14 protein-coding genes are annotated in these 16,799 nt (G+C 71.3%); 5 read left to right on the top strand and 9 right to left on the bottom strand.

Annotation, left to right across the window (positions count from 1 at the left end; translation table 11 throughout):
- Positions 1-87 precede the first annotated feature (87 nt).
- Genes ACN6O8_RS06875 through ACN6O8_RS06840 form a run of 8 tightly spaced genes read right to left on the bottom strand, consistent with a single transcriptional unit; the run spans position 88 to position 9,031 of the window.
- Positions 88-1,581, bottom strand: a complete 1,494-nt coding sequence (locus ACN6O8_RS06875) for a M81 family metallopeptidase (RefSeq protein ID WP_427990325.1) — start codon at positions 1,579-1,581, stop codon at positions 88-90.
- Positions 1,578-2,231 (bottom strand): ANTAR domain-containing response regulator, encoded by a 654-nt coding sequence (locus ACN6O8_RS06870; RefSeq protein ID WP_427990324.1) that lies wholly within the window; start codon positions 2,229-2,231, stop codon positions 1,578-1,580. The genes ACN6O8_RS06875 and ACN6O8_RS06870 overlap by 4 nt, the downstream gene beginning before the upstream one ends.
- A gap of 2 nt (positions 2,232-2,233) precedes the next feature.
- Positions 2,234-3,391: a transporter substrate-binding domain-containing protein gene (locus ACN6O8_RS06865; RefSeq protein WP_427990323.1), complete on the bottom strand. Its 1,158-nt coding sequence runs from the start codon at positions 3,389-3,391 to the stop codon at positions 2,234-2,236.
- A 44-nt stretch (positions 3,392-3,435) separates the two neighbouring features.
- Positions 3,436-4,149 (bottom strand): ABC transporter ATP-binding protein, encoded by a 714-nt coding sequence (locus tag ACN6O8_RS06860; RefSeq protein WP_427990322.1) that lies wholly within the window; start codon positions 4,147-4,149, stop codon positions 3,436-3,438.
- Positions 4,146-6,053, bottom strand: coding sequence for an ABC transporter permease subunit (locus ACN6O8_RS06855; RefSeq protein ID WP_427990321.1), 1,908 nt, complete (start codon positions 6,051-6,053; stop codon positions 4,146-4,148). Before ACN6O8_RS06855 ends, ACN6O8_RS06860 begins: the two co-directional genes overlap by 4 nt.
- On the bottom strand, positions 6,046-6,879 hold the full coding sequence (locus ACN6O8_RS06850) for a branched-chain amino acid ABC transporter permease (RefSeq protein WP_427990320.1): 834 nt from the start codon (positions 6,877-6,879) through the stop codon (positions 6,046-6,048). Before ACN6O8_RS06850 ends, ACN6O8_RS06855 begins: the two co-directional genes overlap by 8 nt.
- A 55-nt stretch (positions 6,880-6,934) precedes the next feature.
- Entirely contained in the window at positions 6,935-8,101 is a 1,167-nt protein-coding gene (locus tag ACN6O8_RS06845) for a substrate-binding protein (protein WP_427990319.1), read from the bottom strand.
- A gap of 39 nt (positions 8,102-8,140) precedes the next feature.
- Positions 8,141-9,031 (bottom strand): nitrilase family protein, encoded by an 891-nt coding sequence (locus ACN6O8_RS06840; RefSeq protein WP_427990318.1) that lies wholly within the window; start codon positions 9,029-9,031, stop codon positions 8,141-8,143.
- 263 nt (positions 9,032-9,294) lie between these two features.
- Between ACN6O8_RS06840 and ACN6O8_RS06835 the strand changes: the two genes are divergently transcribed.
- Positions 9,295-9,723 carry a VOC family protein gene (locus ACN6O8_RS06835; RefSeq protein ID WP_427990317.1) on the top strand — a complete coding sequence of 143 codons (429 nt, stop codon included), beginning with the start codon at positions 9,295-9,297 and terminating at the stop codon, positions 9,721-9,723.
- A 38-nt stretch (positions 9,724-9,761) separates the two neighbouring features.
- Positions 9,762-11,207: an MFS transporter gene (locus ACN6O8_RS06830; RefSeq protein ID WP_427990316.1), complete on the top strand. Its 1,446-nt coding sequence runs from the start codon at positions 9,762-9,764 to the stop codon at positions 11,205-11,207.
- A 57-nt stretch (positions 11,208-11,264) separates the two neighbouring features.
- Here the strand turns inward: ACN6O8_RS06830 and ACN6O8_RS06825 are convergent, their stop codons facing one another.
- The gene (locus ACN6O8_RS06825) at positions 11,265-12,185 is read right to left on the bottom strand and encodes a helix-turn-helix transcriptional regulator (RefSeq protein ID WP_427990315.1); all 921 of its coding nucleotides are present in this window, start codon (positions 12,183-12,185) and stop codon (positions 11,265-11,267) included.
- Between the two features lie 177 nt (positions 12,186-12,362).
- Here ACN6O8_RS06825 and ACN6O8_RS06820 point away from each other — a divergent pair, with 177 nt between their 5' ends.
- Genes ACN6O8_RS06820 through ACN6O8_RS06810 form a run of 3 tightly spaced genes read left to right on the top strand, consistent with a single transcriptional unit; the run spans position 12,363 to position 16,762 of the window.
- Positions 12,363-14,411, top strand: a complete 2,049-nt coding sequence (locus ACN6O8_RS06820; RefSeq protein WP_427990314.1) for a TonB-dependent receptor — start codon at positions 12,363-12,365, stop codon at positions 14,409-14,411.
- A gap of 21 nt (positions 14,412-14,432) precedes the next feature.
- Complete coding sequence (locus tag ACN6O8_RS06815; RefSeq protein WP_427990313.1) at positions 14,433-15,467, top strand: class I SAM-dependent methyltransferase; 1,035 nt, start codon at positions 14,433-14,435, stop codon at positions 15,465-15,467.
- Positions 15,464-16,762: an MFS transporter gene (locus ACN6O8_RS06810; protein WP_427990312.1), complete on the top strand. Its 1,299-nt coding sequence runs from the start codon at positions 15,464-15,466 to the stop codon at positions 16,760-16,762. The genes ACN6O8_RS06815 and ACN6O8_RS06810 overlap by 4 nt, the downstream gene beginning before the upstream one ends.
- Positions 16,763-16,799 lie beyond the last annotated feature (37 nt).

The following is a 16,799-nucleotide window of genomic DNA, read 5'->3' as shown; positions in this document are numbered from 1 at the left end:
TTACGTCGGCGCCCTCTTGCGCATGGCCCGTGTTTGAGCGGGCGCGTGTTCGAGCCGGCGGGCGTCAGCGCTGCCCCCGCGCCATCCTCACGGCGATACGTGCGCCGGCTTGAACGGCTCCAGCGGATAGCGCGGCCGGTTGCGGCGCTGGTACGGGAACAATGAGAAGTCCGAGCTGGTGACGCCCGGGCTGTCGCATTCGACCAGGGCGCACGAGATCGGCACGAACACCGGGCGGCAGTACATGCGCGATTTGACCAGGATGTAGCGAGCCGCGCGCGGGTCGATGCCCAGGCTTTGGAAGACGCCCAGGTCCCAGGGTTCGTGGGTGCGCTCGGTGATGACCAGTTGCGCGGCGCCGATGTCGAGCACGGCGCTGCGGCCCATGCAGGCGGTCTGGCCGGTGTAGGTGGGGCCGGTGATGACGTAGCTGCCGTCGGTGATGGCGCGCACGGTGCCCGTCAGCGTCACCGGCGCGGCGGGGCGGCCGATGGCGGGGATGGGGCGTTTGTTGCCCACGGGCAGTTGCACTTGGGCGCCCTGCCCGGCTTCGATCATGGCGGCCACGGCCTCGGGATCGCAGTACAGGCCGGCGACGATGCCGGTCAGGCCCGCGTCGACGGCGGCCATCAGCACGTCCATGGTGTCGCAGGTGCCGCCGGACATGCAGTTATCGCCGTGGTCCAGCAGCAGCACGGGGCGGTCGGCGCCGCGCGCCAGGGCGAGGGCGCGGTCCAGCGAGGCAGCCAGCGGCTCGGCCTCGTAGACGAAGCCGTCGCGGTCGTCCCAGATGGCGGCGGCCAGGCCCGCGGCGACGCGCTCGGCGGCGTCGGCGTCGCCGGCGGCGACCACGATGACGCTCAGGCAGGGGTCGGGAATGTCGGCCAGGGCGAAGCCGGCCAGCACCGAGACGCCCAGCATGCCGCCGGCTTCGGCGCCGCGCGCGGCCTGCACGGCGCGGCGCATGGCGCCTTCGGCGGTGTTGCTGCGCAGGGTGTGGGTCATGAGCGGCAGGCGGCGCCAGGCCATGCGCGGGCGCGGGCCGCCGTCCAGCCAGTCGAACAGAATGCGGCCGGCGTGCTCGCCGGTTTCGTACATGTCGACGTGCGGGTAGGTCTTGAAGCTGATGATGACGTCGGCGTTGTCGATCATCTTCTGGGTGACGTTGCCGTGCAGGTCCAGGGCCACGGCGATGGGCACGCCGGGGGCCTGCTGGCGCAGGCGTTCGAGCAGGTCGCCTTCGCCGTCGTCGGTGGTTTCGACGGCCATGGCGCCGTGCAGGTCGAGCAGCAGCGCGTCGCAGCCGGCGGCGGCGGCGACGATGCGGTCGCACAGCGCGCGGTAGGCCGCGCCGTCGACCCGGCCGCTGGGATAGGCGGTGGCGGACACGGGCGTGATCAGGGTGGCGCCCCGGGCGTCGGCCAGGTCGATGAAGGCGGACATGGCGGTGCGCTTGCCGTGGTTTTCCTCATAGGCGGCGCGGCCGTAGGTGGGGCCGTCGTTGCCGAAGGCGGACAGCGGCGTGGGCACCGGCGAAAAAGTGTTGGTCTCGTGGTTCATGCGGGCGATCATGACTTTCATGCCTTGCCTCCGTTGTTGGCGTTGTTCTGCGGGTCGGGGCGCGCGCCGCCCAGGCCCAGTTTTTCCATGGCTTCGCTGGCCTCGACGATCATGGCGGCGACTTCGGCCACGCTGACCCGCAGGCCGGTGGCGCGGGTTCGCATGTGTTCGTAGGCGCCGCGTTCGTCCAGGCGCTGGTGGTCCATCAGCACGCGGATCGCCTTTTCGATCACGCGGCGCGCCTTGATGGTGCTTTCGAGTTTGTCGATCTTGTTCTGCTGACGGTTCTGGAACTGCTTGGCCGAGCGCGCCAGCACCAGGGTGCTGAGGATGCCGGCCGAGCGGAACGGCCGCGTCAGCACGCCGTGGGCGTTGGTCTTGAGCAGTTGCTTCAAGGTGGTGGGGGTTTCGTATTCGGATAGCGCGATCAGGGTGGCGTCGACCTCGCTGGCGGACCAGGCGAAGGAGTTCTGGCCGCATTGCGACACCTGGAAGAACACCACGTCGGCGCCGGCCGGCGGTTTGTCGGGGAACGGCCAGACCAGGTGGATGCGGCAGCCGATGCGCTGGAGCTGTTCGACCAGCAGGTCGCGGTCTTCGCCGGGCGGATAGGCCACGGCCACGGCCACGCTGCGCAGGTCTTCGTAGAGGCGGCGGAGGCTATGGTCCATGGTCACAACCAGAATTCGTCCAGGCCGAAGGCCGTCAGGTACGGATCCGGTTTTACCGGTTCGCCGCTGGACCAGACGATGTCGAAGCGGCCGTCGGCGCGGCACACGCCGATGCGCGGGGTCAGGACGCTGTGATTGTTCTCGGCCAGGATGGTCAGGCGGCCGCCGGGCGCGTCAAAGCCCACCTGGTGCACCGCCTGCGCCAGCTTGCGGGTGTCCAAGCTGCCGGCGCGTTGCAGCGCCCGCGCGAACAGGTGAACTTGGCTGTAGCAGGCTTCGGCGTAGACGCTGGCGGGCCGGTCGCCGAAGCGGGCGCGCCACAGCGCCAGGAAATGGGCGTTGGCGGGCGTATCGACCGTGTTGAAGTAGGTGGCGGCGGTGATGTGGCCGGCGCACAGGGCGGGGTCGATCTCGGCCACTTCGGATTCGGCCATGGTGAGGCTGGCGATGGGGATGTGCGGCGCGCCGCGGTCGGCCTCGCAGGCGGCGTGGTAGCGGCGGTAGAAGCGTTGCGCGTCGTCGCCGATCAGGGTCGAGAACACCACGTCGGGCTTGATGCGGCGGATGTCGCGCACCACCTCGACGATGTCGCTGTCGTCGCAGCCGAGCGGCAGGTAGGTTTCGTCGAGGATCTCGCCGCCGTGTTCCTCGACGGTGTCGCGCATGATGCGGTTGGTTTCGCGCGGGTAGATGTAGTCGGCGCCCACCAGGAAGATGCGCTTGCCGCAGTGCTGGATCAGGTAGGCGGCCAGTTGCATGCTGCCCTGGTTGGGCGCGGCGCCGGTGTAGATGATGTTGGGCGAGTATTCGAAGCCTTCGTAGACCGAGGCGTACCACAGCAGCGCGTTGTTGCGCTCGATCACCGGCAGCATGGCCTTGCGGCAGTGCGAGGTGCAGCCGCCGAAGATCACGTTGACCTCGTCGTCCAGCAGCAGCCGCGCGGCCAGGCGGCGGTATTCCTCGGCGTCGCTGCGCGGGTCGTACACCACGGGTTCCAGCGGGCGGCCGAGCACGCCGCCGAGGGCGTTGATTTCCTCGACCGCCAGCACGGTGCCGAAGAAATGCTGCGATTCGGTGGTGCCGGTCACGCCGCTGCGCGAGTACAGCACGCCGATGCGCCATCCCGGCGTGGCGGCGTCCGTGTCAGTGCGGGGGGTCATAGGGGCATCCTTCTGCTCGAACTCGAACGGGGCTCATACAGGGGTCATACTTTCAGGTGGCCCATGATATGGCCGGCGGCACCGGGCGCGCCAGCCTCGCCCTGGTCGACGATGGCGCCCTGCTTGAGCACCAGGTAGCGGTCGGCCACGTCCAGGGCGAAGGCCACGTTCTGCTCGACGATGAACATGGACGTGCCGCGCCGCTCGCGTTCCCAGTTCAGGGCGCGGCCGAGCCGCTCGATGACGGAGGGTTGCAGGCCTTCGGTGATTTCGTCCAGCAGCAGCAAGGCGGGCCGCTGCATCAGGCCGCGCGCCACCAGCAGCATTTTCTGCTCGCCGCCGGACAGGGTGCCGGCGTGCTGCCGCAGGCGGCTGGCGAACACGGGGAACAGCTCGGCGATTTCGCCGAAGCGCTCATCGAACAGGCTGTCGTTGGCCAGGCCCAGGCGCAGGTTGTCGCGGATGTTCAGGTCGGGAAACAGCGGCTGTTCCTGGGCGGCGTAGGCCACGCCATGGCGCGCCACTTCGTGCGGGCGCAGCCGGGTGGCGTCGACGCCGCCCAGGCTGACCGTGCCGCGCAGCTTGGGCAGATAGCCCATGACCGTCTTGAGCAGCGTGCTCTTGCCCATGCCGTTCTTGCCCAGCAGCGCCACGCAGGCGCCGCCGGCCACCGACAGCGAGATATCGTTCAGCACCACGGCGCCTTTGTAGCCGCTGGCGACGCGGTCCAGGCGCAAGGCCGGGGCGGCTTGGCTCATGCCGGGGCTCCTTGGGGCGGGGCGGGTTGGGGGCCGGGCGGGTTGCCACGGGCGTTTTCGCCCGGGTTGTCGGCCGGGGCGCCCTGCCCGGCCGGCGCGCTGCCGGCGTAGATGGTGCGCACCAGTTCCGATTCGGTCACCTCGCGGAAGCTGCCGTCCATGACGATGCGGCCCTGGTGCAGCACGATGATGCGGGTGGCCACCTCGGCCACGAAGTCCAGGTCGTGCTCGACCAGCAGGCAGCACAGGCCATGGGTGTGGGCCAGCGCCGACAGCACCTGGCCGATGCGGACGCGCTCGTCCTTGCTCAGACCGGCGGTGGGTTCGTCCAGCAGCACCACGCGCGGCTCCAGCGCCAGCACCATGGCCAATTCCAACGCCTGCTGCTGGCCGTGCGACAGGTCGCGCGCGACGCGGTCCAGTTGCTGATCCAGGCCGGTCATGCGCAACACGTCCAGCGCGTAGCCCGGCAGCGCCAGGCGCGCCGAGCGCCGGCGCCACGAGGGGCGCTCGCGCAGCGTGGTGGCCAGACGCAGGCTTTCGGCCACGGTCAGGGTGTCGAAGATGTTGGCGTTCTGGAACTTGCGGCCCAGGCCGTGGCGCACGCAGTGCTCAGGCCCTTCGCGCTTGATGGCCTGGCCGCACAGTTCGACCGTGCCGTCGCTGCGCTCGGCGCCGTCGGCGATGCAGCGCATCAGCGTGGTCTTGCCGGCGCCGTTGGGGCCGATCAGGCCCAGCAGTTCGCCGCCGCGCGCGCGCAGGTCGATGCCTTCCAGCACCTTGAGGCTGCCGAAGCGCTTGGCCACGCCGGCCAGCGCCAGGGCGTCCTGGCCGGCGCCCTGCCCTGGCGCGGCGGCGGCCGGGCGCGCGACCAGTTCCGGCGCCGGCGCGGGACGCCGCCGGCGCCACGGCGCCAGCAACAGCGGCAGCAGCCCGCGCGGCAGCAGCAGGATCACCAGGATGAAGGTCACGCCCAGCACCAACTGGTAGAGGAACGGCATGTTGCCGCTGAGGTACGAGCCGGCCACGTTGATCAGCACGGCGCCCAGCACCGGGCCCCACACCGTGCCACGCCCGCCCAGCGCCACCCAGATGATGAGTTCGGTGCCGAAGACGAAGCCGGTCAGTTCCGGCGCCACCACGCCGCTGAAGGCGCCATAGCCGAAGCCCGCCAGGCTGGCCACCGCGCCGCACACCACCAGCAGCGCGATGCGCCAGTGCGCGGTGTTCAGCCCCAGGTAGCTGCAGCGGCCTTCGTTGTCGCGCAGCGCGGCCAGGATGCGGCCGCCGTCGCTGCGCACCGCGACCCAGGCCAGCAGCGCCACGATCGACAGGCCGCCAGCGGCGATCACGTACCAGGCCTGCAGCGACAGGTCGAAGGTGTCGTAGCCGGTCAGGCCGGAAGATGAGCCGGTGTAGGTGCCGCCGGACAGCGCCACCTGGGTCAGCACGATGGGCAGCACCAGCGAAATCACCGTGGCGAAGAACGGCGAGGCGCCGCGGTAGAACGACAGCCAGCCGGTCAGCAGCGCCAGCAGCATCGCCGCGGCCACCGCGACCAGCGCGGCCAGCAGCGCGATGCCGGGTGAAAAGCCGTAATGGGTGAAGGCCAGCCCGGCGGCATAGGCGCCCACGCCGAAGAAGGCCGACTGGCCGAAGGTCAGGTAGCCGGTGTAGCCCCACAGGATGTCCACCGTGACCGCCGCCACGGCGAAGAACAGCGCCTTGATCAGCACGTTCAGCAGGTAGGTGTCGAACAGCCAGGGGCCGGCCACGGTCAATACCAGGCAGGCGATGGCCAGCCACAGCAGGTCGCGGCCGCGGGCGGCGCGGCGGGCGTCGGCGCGCGCCGCCTGCGCCGCCTGCGCCGGTTGCGCCGGTTGCATGAGGGAGGTATCAGTCATGGGCGAATCCTTTGGGACGCAGGCGCAGGGTCAGGGCCGCCAGTACCGCGATGGTGACGCCGCCCAGGATCGGGCTGATGTACACGCCCACCAGCACCTGGCAGGCGCCATAGACCAGGCAGGTCAGCAGCAACGCGCTGATCGAGTTGCCCGACACCATCACCAGCATGAAGGCGCTGACCAGCCACGGCAGCCCCATGTTCGGGTCGACGCTGGACAGCGGCGTGATCAGCGCGCCGGCCAGCGCGCCCAGCCCCGCGCCCAGGGCGAAGGTGGTGAAGCGGATGCGTTCGGCGTTGATGCCCAGGCCGCGCGCCAGGTCTTCGTTCATAATCACGGCGCGGGTGCGCACGCCGAAGCGGGTGCCGTTGAGCAGCAGCGTCAACGCCGCGTACAGCAGCAGCGCGCCCGGCACCAGGAACAGCCGGTAGGCCGAGTACTCGGTGCCCAGGAACGGCACCGCGCCCTGGATCGGCGCGTCGGCGAACTGCACTTCGCGGCCGAAGGCCATGGTGATGAGCTGGCCGATGACGATGCCCAGCCCCCAGGTGGCCAGGATGGCGTCCAGCGGCCGCTTGTACAGCGGCTGCACGATCAGGCGTTCGACCAGCATGCCGACCAGCACGCCCGCCAGCAGCGCGCACGGCAGCGCCAGCCACGGGTCCAGCCCCAGCCGCGTCACCACCAGGGCGGCGTAGCTGCCCAGCGTGATGATGGCGCCGTGGGCGAAATTGACGATCTTCATCACGCCAAAGATGATCATCAGCCCGGCCGTCACGATGAACAGCATGGCGGCCGTGCTCAGGATGTCCAGCATCAAACCCATTGTGTTCTCCAGCGCCGCCGGGGGGCCGGCGGCGCGCATGGTGTTGCCTGCCGCGTTACTTCAGGTCGGGGCATTGCGCGCCCGGGTCCACCTGGTTGAAGGTCTGCAGAATCTTGATGGAGCCGTCCGGCTGCACCTGGCCCAGCCGCATGGTCAGGGCGGCGTGACGCTGGCGATCCATCTTGACCGGGCCGCGCGGGCCGTCGAAGGACACTTCGCTCAGGGCCTGCACCACCTTCTGCGGATCGAGGCTGCCGGCCTTCTCGACCGCCGCCTTGTAGAGGAAGAAGGCTTCGTACTGCGGGCCGGAGAATTCATTGGCGGTCTTGGCGTCGGCGCCGAACTTGGCCTTCAGGCCTTCCAGGAACTTGTGGTTCTGCGGCGTATCGATGCTGGTCAGGTACGAGGCCGACAGGTACATGCCCACCGCCGTGTCGCCCATGGTCTTGGCGGTGGCCTCGTCGATGGCCAGGTTGCCGTAGGGCATGGTCAGGCCGGCCGCCTTGACCTGCTTGGCCAGGCTGACGTTGGGGCCGCCGCCGGCGGTCGAGCTGATCAGCGCGTCCGGATTGGCCGAGCGGATCTTGGACACCACGGGCGTCCAGTCGGAGCCGTCGATCGGCAGGTATTCCTCGCCGACCACGCGGCCGCCCTGCTTCTCGATGTATTCGCGGGTGAACTTGAGCATGCCGCGGCCGAAGGCGTAGTCGCTGCCGACCAGGAAGAAGGTCTTGGCGCCGCGTTCCTTCATGAAGTGATCCATCACCGGCGCCACCTGCTGCTCGGGCACCCAGCCGTTGACGTGCATCCAGCGGTTGCACGAGCGGCCCTCGTAGAACGAGGTGTAGATGTACGGCACCTTGCCGCGCGAGACGATGGGCAGCGCGGCGTTGCGGGCCGCGCTGGTTTCCATGGCGATGATGGCGTTGACTTTCTTCTGGAACACCAGCGTGTCGTAGGCCTTCTGCGCGCCGACCGCGCCCGAGGCGTCGTCGGCGATCTCCAGCACCACCTGGCGGCCGAGGATGCCGCCGGCCGCGTTGATCTCGTCGGCGGCCAGTTGCGAGGCCTGCACCACGCCGGGCGCGACCACGCTATTGGCGCCGGACAGGCCCACCGGCACGCCGATGCGCAAGGGCTCGGCGGCCTGGGCGCCGGCCGCGCCAGTCAGCGCGGCAAGCAGGGAAAGTTGGATGAGGATGCTGCGATGGGGGGTTTTCATGGGGATTTCTCCTTGGGGGCCGGCTGTCCGCCGTTGTCGTCAACGCTGGCGCGGCGCATCGGTCGCGCCCAGCAGTTCGTCGTAAAGGTCGCGGCGCCGATCGCGCAGCACGTGGTTGAAGTCGTTCAGTTGGCGGGCGCGGCGCGAGGCCATCACGTCCACCGGCGCCAGCAGCACTTCTTCGCGGTCGTGGCTGGCGGGGCCGGCGCGGGTCCAGCCCTGCGAGCCGACGATCAGGCTGCGGCCGACGAAGGGCTGGCCGCGTTCGACGCCGACGCGGTCGGCGCACACCAGCGTCAGGCCGTTGCTGTGGGCGCCGGCAATCGCCAGCGCGTGCGCCATGGCCGGGCCGTCGGGCGTCTGCCCGGGCATCGGCACCCAGTTGGTCGGCACCGCCACGATGTCGGCGCCGCGCAGCGCCAGCAGGCGATAGACCTCGGGGAACCAGCCGTCGTAGCAGATCGCCACGCCCAGCGTGCCCAGTTCGGTATGGAACACCGGCAGGCCCAGGTCGCCCGGCTCGAAGAACAGGTTCTCGTCGCCCCACAGGTGCAGCTTGCGGTAGGTGCCCAGGTAGCCGTCGGGTCCGGCGATGACGGCGGCGTTGTAGAGCTTGCCGCCGCTGCGCTCGGCGATGCCGGCCACTAGATAGATGCCCAGGCGCTGGGCCAGCGCGATCCAGGCCCGCGAGCTGGGGCCGTCCGGCACGGCTTCGGCCAGCGCGTGGGCTTCGGCGCGGCTGGCGAACATGTAACCGGTGTTGGCCAGCTCAGGCAGCACCACCAGCCGCGCGCCCTGCGCGGCGGCCTGTTCGACCAGTTCGATGGATCGGGCCACGTTGGCGGCGACGTCCCCCATGACGGGGGCCGTCTGCACGCTGGCCACGAGGGTCGCGGACGCGGCGGCGTCCGGCGGCGGTGATACTTGCATGCGATCTCCCTGCGACGTTTCAGAAAACAAAAAAGCCCCCGACCACGCATCGCGTGTGAGTCGGGGGCTTCTATAGCCAGACGAAGGTTCGGGCAGCAATCATTGCTGCGGGGCACTGCCGCGCCAGGCAGTGCCGGCGCGTTTGGATCAGTCCTGATCCTGTGGCGCATCATAGGGAGGCGCGCGGACCGCCGGCAATAAGAGGTTTCCCGGACAACGCCGGGGATGCGAGAATCGGGATCGGCCATCAAGAGGAGCCCGCCATGCCCCAACTTTCCGCCTACCTCAGTTTCGACGGCAACTGCGCCGAGGCCATGCGTTTCTACGAACGCGTGCTCGGCGGCCGCGTCGAGGCCATGGTGCGCTACGCGGATGCGCCCGCCGACGCCGCCATGCCGGCGTTGTCCGACGCCGAAGCCGAACGCATCATGTACGCCCGGCTGGCGCTGGACGAACAGGTGCTGATGGCCAGCGACGCCACCGCCGGCCATCCCTATCCCGGCAAGCAGGGCATGGCGTTGTCGCTGGCCTACCCCACCGTCTCGGACGCGCAACGCGTGTTCGATATGCTGGCCGACGGCGGCAGCGTGACCATGCCGCTGCAGAAAACCTTCTGGGCCGAAGCCTACGGCGCGTTGATCGACCGCTACGACACGCGGTGGATGATCAGCGGCGGGCGGCTCAGCCACTGACCCTGACGATCCGCCGCGCGCGGATGGAGCAACCACTCATGACGCATGGCATACAAGGCAGGCAACGCTGGTGGGCACTGATGGTGCTGTGCCTGGGCGTATTGATGATCGTGCTGGACACCACCATCGTCAACGTCGCCTTGCCTTCCATCCGCGAAGACCTGCATTTCACCGAGACCTCGCTGGTGTGGGTAGTGAACGCCTACATGCTGACCTTTGGCGGCTTTTTGCTGCTGGGCGGGCGGCTGGGCGACCTGCTCGGCCAGCGCCGCATGTTCCTGGCCGGGTTGAGCCTGTTCACCCTGGCCTCGCTGGCCTGTGGCCTGGCGCGCGGCCAGGAACTGCTGATCGCCGCGCGGGCGGCGCAGGGCCTGGGCGGCGCGGTGGTGTCGGCGGTATCGCTGTCGCTCATCATGAATCTGTTCACCGAGGCCGGCGAGCGCGCCCGCGCCATGGGCGTGTACGGCTTCGTCTGTGCCGGCGGCGGCAGCCTGGGCGTGCTGCTGGGCGGACTGCTGACCAGCACCTTGTCATGGCACTGGATCTTCCTGGTCAACATTCCGATCGGCGCGGCGGTCTATGCGCTGTGCCTGCGGCTGTTGCCGGCGGCGCGCGGCGCGGACGGCGGCGGCAGGCTCGACGTGGCCGGGGCGCTGACGGTCACGGCGTCGCTGATGCTGGCGGTGTATGCGGTGGTCAACGGCAACGAGGCCGGCTGGACCTCGGCGCAGTCGCTCGGCCTGCTGGGCGCGGCCGCGCTGCTGATGGCGCTGTTCCTGCTGATCGAGGCGCGCGTGGCCGCGCCGCTGATGCCGCTGGCGCTGTTTCGCCTGCGCAACGTCGCCACCGCCAACGTGGTCGGCGTGCTGTGGGCCGCGGCCATGTTCGCGTGGTTCTTCGTGTCGGCTCTGTACATGCAGCGGGTGCTGGGCTATGACGCCATGAAGGTGGGGCTGGCGTTCCTGCCGGCCAACCTGATCATGGCGGCGTTTTCGCTGGGACTGTCGGCCAAGCTGGTGATGCGCTTCGGCATCCGTGGGCCGCTGGCCATCGGGCTGCTGCTGGCGGCGCTGGGGCTGGCGCTGTTCGCGCGCGCGCCGGTCGATGGCGGGTTCGCGGCGGACGTGCTGCCGGGCATGCTGCTGCTGGGCCTGGGCGCGGGCATCGCCTTCAATCCGATGCTGCTGGCCGCCATGAGCGACGTCGAGCCGGGCCAGTCCGGGCTGGCCTCGGGCGTGGTCAACACGGCCTTCATGATGGGCGGCGCGCTGGGCCTGGCGGTGCTGGCCAGCCTGGCCGCCGCGCGCACCGCGGCCCTGGCCACGGCGGGCGCGGCGCCGGTGGCGGCGCTGGCCGGCGGCTACCAACTGACCTTCCTGGCCGGCGCCGCGATCGCGGCCGTGGCGGCGGCGTTGAGCGCGGCGCTGGTGCGCTCGCGCAACCGCGAGCTGGGCGGCCACGGCGAGACGCCCGCGGGCCACTGAAGCGGGTCACCGGGGCCGGCCACTAGCGCCTGCCATGGCCCCCCCGGGCGCGCCGCGTCAGCGCCGCTTGCCGAACACCGACTTGGGCGCGCGGCCATGGAAGCGGGTGAAGGCCGCGCTGAAGTTGGCGGGATGGCGGTAGCCCACCTGATACGCCGCCTGCGCCACCTGGCAGCCGCCCTCCAGCAATTCCCAGGCGCGCCGCATGCGCATCGCGGTCAGCAGCCGCATGGGGCTGTCGCCATATAGCGCGCGAAAACCCTGCTTGAGCTTGAATTCGTTCAGCCCGGTCGCCAGGCACAGGTATTGCACCGTCAGTTCGCGGTCCATCTGCGCTTGCATCAGCGCATGGGCGCGTTCCAGCCGCGCGATGTCGGCCTGGCTGAGCCGGCCCGGGGCCGGTGGCGGCGCCAGCGCGCGCAACTGGCGCGACAGCAGCGTCAGCGCCTTGATGTGGGTGTCCAGCGGGTCGGTGGTCCGCGCCAGTTCGGCGGCGACGGCGGCCAGGTCGGCGCGGGTGCGTCCCTGCGCCAGGCGCCGCAGGCCGCCGGCGCCGAACAGCGCCTCGGCCTGGGCCTGGCCGGCATAGCGGCGCAGCGCCGGCTCGCCCACCAAGAGACGCAGTTGCGAGACGGTGCCGCCACCCAGGTAGCGGCGCTCGCCCGGATGGCGGCGAAACGCGGTCACCGTCGTGTGGCCGCCGAGGAAATCCAACTGGGCGCCGTCCGTGCCGCGATAGGACGAGACCCCGCCCAAGGCCAGCGTGATGACCAGCGCGCGCCCGTCCTGAGCGGCGGCGTTCTCTTCGATCAGGTCGCGGGTGGGCGTGTACTGCGAATGCACCAGCGCCAGGCCGTCGCCCAGGTCGAGGCGGTCGGCGTGGCAATCGCCCAGGTCGGCGGGCAGGGCCAGCCGCGTCCAACCGGGACGGGAACCGGGGCGGGGCCGGGCAAGCGTGGCGGAAATGCGCAGGGACATGGCGGCGACGGTCGGCGGCGCGGGAGCGCCGGGGTGAAAGAAGGCAGGCGCCGGATCGCATACGAATGGATCCGGTTCGCATATGAATGCTAATGATAGGCGTTCGCATAAAGAAATACCATCTTCGGGACGGCGCCGCACGTTGGCGCCGCCGTGACTGCCCGTACAGGAATCCCGATGATCCGCCCTCTTTCCCACCCACGCGCCGCCTGGGTCCTGCTGTGGCTGTGCGCCACCTCCGCCGCGCAGGCGCAACCGGCCGCGCCCGCCTCACCGCCATCTTCCGCGTCGGCGGCCGCGCCGCCCGCCGCCGCCGCCGCGCAACTGCCCGCCATCACCGTCACCGCCAACAAGCAGGAACGCGCGCTCGAATCCCTGCCCGGCAGCCTGTCGGTGTTCGACGGCGACAGCCTGGAAAGCCAGGGCGTCCTCGATATCGACGGACTGCAGCGCGTCACCCCGGGCCTGACGTTCCAGCCGTTCGGCCAGGCCGGCGTCAACGCGGCGGTGATGCGCGGTCTGTCGGCCAACTTCTTTTCATTTTCGACCTCGACCCTGCTGGTGGTCGATGGCGTGCCCACGCTGATGGCGCAGGGTTTCGACGACCCGTTGCTGGATATCGACCGCGTCGAGATCCTGCGCGGCCCGCAATCGACCCTGTACGGCCGCAACGCCGAGGCCGGCGTCATCAACGTCCATACCCGCGCGCCCGGCGATAGCGTGCGCGGCAGCGTCTCCACCACCGTCGGCAGCCGCGACCTGCGCATGCTGCGCTTGGATCTGAGCGGGCCGATCGTCGACGACACCCTCTACGCCAGCGTGGCCGGCGCCTGGCGCAGCCAAGACGGCTTCATCGACAACACCGACACCGGCCGGCGCGAGGACGACCGCGCGCTGCGCAACGCCAAGCTGGCCCTGCGCTGGACGCCGTCGGCGCGCACCGACGCCACCCTACGCTATGCGCAGATCAACTACCGGGACGGCGCCGCGCTGTGGGGCTCGCCCACCGCCGCCCGCGCCACCGTGGCCTCCGGCACGCCCGGCTGGAACCGTTCCATCGGCCGCAGCGCGTCGCTGGCGCTGCGCCACGAACTGGACAGCGGCCTGCGCCTGACCTCGGTCACGGCCTGGAACGACCTGCGCGACCGAGTGCAGCAGGACACCGACTTCCAGCCCGCCGACCTGCTGCACATCGCGCGCGACCACCATTTCCGCACCCTGTCGCAGGAGCTGCGCCTGGAGGGCGCGCTGGGCCGCGCGCAATGGCTGGCCGGCCTGTACGCCGATGGCGACGACCATGACCTGCGCAACACCCAGAAGATGCCGCGCGGCCTGACCGAAAGCGCGGTGCGGCTGCGCGGCCAATCCGGCGCGGCCTTCACCCATTGGCGCGTGCCGCTGGCCGCGCGCTGGACGCTGGAGGCCGGCGCCCGGGTCGAGCGCGACACGCTGCGCTTCACCCCGCGCGGCGACAGCGCGCGCCGCGCCGGCTGGACCCGCGTCACGCCCAAGCTGGCGCTGCAATACGCGTTCGCGCCGCGCCAGCAGGTCTATGCCTCGGTGGCCGATGGTTTCCGCGCCGGCGGCTTCAACGTGTTTTCGCCAGCGGCCGACTACGCCGCCTACCAACCGGAGACGCTGCGCGCGTACGAGATCGGCGCCAAGGGCTGGCTGCCGGGCAAGCGCCTGCGCTACGGCGCCGCGCTGTACCTGATGACGGTCGACAAGATGCAGGTGCAGCAGATGCCGCTGCCCGGGCTGGTGTACGTCACCAACGCCGCTTCGGCGCGTTCGCTCGGTGCCGAGTTCGAGCTCGAATACCTGCTGGGCCAGGGCTGGTCGCTGCAGGCCGGGCTGGGGCTGAACCGCACCCGCTTCAGCCGTTTCCGCGATGGCGCCAACGACTACGGCGGCAACCAGAACCCGTTCGCGCCGCGCGTCAACGGCCACCTGACGGCGCGCTACGACGCGCCGGCCGGCTGGTACGCCCAGGCCTCGCTCAGCGGCACCGGCCCGGTGTACCTGGACGCCGCCAACCGCTACCGCCGCAACGGCTATGCGCTGGTCAACCTGGCCGCCGGCGTCACGGTGCGGCAGGTCGAGATCTCGGCCTACGTCAACAACCTGGCCGACCGCCGCTACGACGCCGTGGGCTACCAGAACGGCATCGTCACCGTCTACAGCCCGCCGCGCGAACTGGGCCTGCGCCTGACCTGGCGCCTGTGAACCGCTTACCAAGGAACCCCTATGCCGACTTCTCCCCTGCCCCTGCAACGTTACTGGGACCTGGCCGCCGCGCCGGTCGAAACCGCCGCGCTCGACGCCGCGCTGGAACTGGACCTGTTCGCGCACCTGGTGACGCCAGCCAGCGCGGCGCAGGTGGCCCAGGCGCTGGCGCTGCGCCCGGCCGCCGCCGGGCACCTGCTGGACCTGCTGTGGGGCCTGCGTCTGCTGCATCGCATCGCCGGCGAACCCACGCTGTACCGCTGCGGCGCCACGGCCCGCGCCCATTTCCTGGCGGGCCGGCCGGGCTACTGCGGCGACGCCTGGCGCTACCGGCGCCGCGCGCTGGCGCAATCCGGCGATCAGTTGATGCAGCGGCTGCGCCAGGATCCGGCCGCCGCGCGCGCCACGCCGCCCGGGGCTGGATCCGAGGCCAGCGGCTGGGCCCAGGCGGCGCGGGCGCAGATCGGCCAGGAACAGCGCGTGCTGGCCGTGGCCGCCGCGCGCGAAGCGGTCGCCTGCGTGCCCGGCGCCGACGCGGCGCGGCGCATCCTGGACCTGGGCGGCGGCCCGGGCCTGATCGGCATCGCGCTGGTGCAGGACCGGCCGGGCGCCAGCGGCGTGGTGTTCGACTGGCCCGAGAGCGCCGCGGTGGCGCGCGAGCACATCGCCGCCGCCGGGCTGGCCGAGCGCATGGTGGCCGTGGGCGGCGACCTGGCCACGGCCGACATTGGCGCCGGCTACGACCTGGTGTGGTGCTCGTCGGTGCTGCATTTCGTGCCCGACGCCGCCGCCGCGCTGCGCAAGATGCACGATGCGCTGGCGCCGGGCGGGCTGCTGGTGATGGCGCATGCCGAGATCCCGGACGACGCCGACGCCGCCGCGCGCGTGCTGCGCTATTACCTGCCGATGCTGCTGCTGGGGCGGCGCGTGACGCGCCAGGGCCAGTTGGCCCAGGCGCTGCGCGACACCGGCTTCACCGAGGTGCGCGGCTTCGATTCCGACCGTTTTCCGCTGGCGCCGCTGCACGTGTTGTCGGCGCGGCGGAGCGCGCCATGAGGCCGGCCCTGCGCCACGGCCTGGCCCAGGCGCTGTTCGGCTGGCTCAACCTGGCGCTGACCGCGCCCGGCGTCTATCTCTGGCTGGGCCTGCCGCTGGTGCTGCGCCAGCACGGCTGGTCGGGCACCGCGATCGGCCTGTTCCAATTGGCCAGCCTGCCGACGGTGTTCAAGTTCCTGCTGGCGATGCCGCTGGACCGCCGGGGCGCCGGCCGTGGCGGCTACCGGCGCTGGACGGTGGCGCTGCTGCTGGCCTACGCCGCCGTGCTGCTCGCGCTGGGCTGGCGCGACCTGTTGAATGATGGCGCCATGCTGTTCGCGCTGGCGGCGGCCGCCGCCCTGGCCGGCACCTGGGCCGACGTGCCCGTCAACGCGCTGGCGATCCGCGTGCTGCCGGCCGCCAGCCGCGCCTGGGCCGGCGGCATCCGCTCGATGGCGCTGTGCCTGGGCGCGATCGCCGGCGGCGGCCTGATGCTGCTGGCGCAGGCGCGCTGGGGCTGGCAGGCGCCGTTCCTGATCATGGCCGCCGCGCTGGCGCTGGGCGCGGCGCTGACGTTGTTGCTGCGCGAAACCACGAATGCCTTGCATGCGGGGCGCGCGGACGACGCGGCCACGCGCGATGCGTCCATCGACACGGCGCCCGCGCCGGCGCTGGACGGCTCAAGGCGGCAGCCTGCCGCGCGCGGGTCGAGCGCCGCCTCGACCAGCCGCCAGGCCATTGCCTACCTGCGCCTGCCCGCCAGCCGCCGCTGGCTGCCGCTGCTGGCCCTGCTGTTTCCCTTCATCGGCACCGGCTGGTTCTATTTGAAACCGCTGCTGCTGGATCACGGGCTGGCGCCCGCACGCGTGGCGTGGCTGGCAGGGGTGGCCGGCGGCGCAGTCGGCGCCGTTGGCAGCGTGGCCGGCGCGCGCGCGCTCAAGCGCCTGGGGCCGGCCCGCGCGGTGCCGCTGCACGCCGGCGCGGGGGCTGCCGTGCTGGCGGCGCTGGCCCTGGCGGTCGGCCTGGACGCGGCGCCCGCCGTGCTGGTGGCCTGCGCCATGGCGGTGGCGGCGGCCATGGGCGCCACCGCGGCGCTGGTGTTCGGACTGATGATGTCGCACGCGCGGCCGGGCCTGCAGGCGCTGGACTATGGCATCCAAGCCAGCGTCTTCGCGCTCACGCGCATCGTCGCGCCGCTGGCGGCGGGGGTGCTGCTCGATGTCGCGGGCGCGGGCGTCATGCTGGCGCTACTTGCGCTCGGCGCCAGCGGCGTGCTGGCGCTGGCCTGGCGCCAGGGCCGCGCGCCGCGCGGGTAGCCGCCCGGGCCGCCCGTCCCGGAGCTCCGGGCGGTGC

Origin of the sequence: Achromobacter sp. (assembly GCF_050285565.1) — a bacterium.
Taxonomy (GTDB): domain Bacteria; phylum Pseudomonadota; class Gammaproteobacteria; order Burkholderiales; family Burkholderiaceae_B; genus Achromobacter.
Note: the sequence above shows the minus strand (reverse complement) of the source record. Positions and strands in the feature narration are given on the sequence as shown.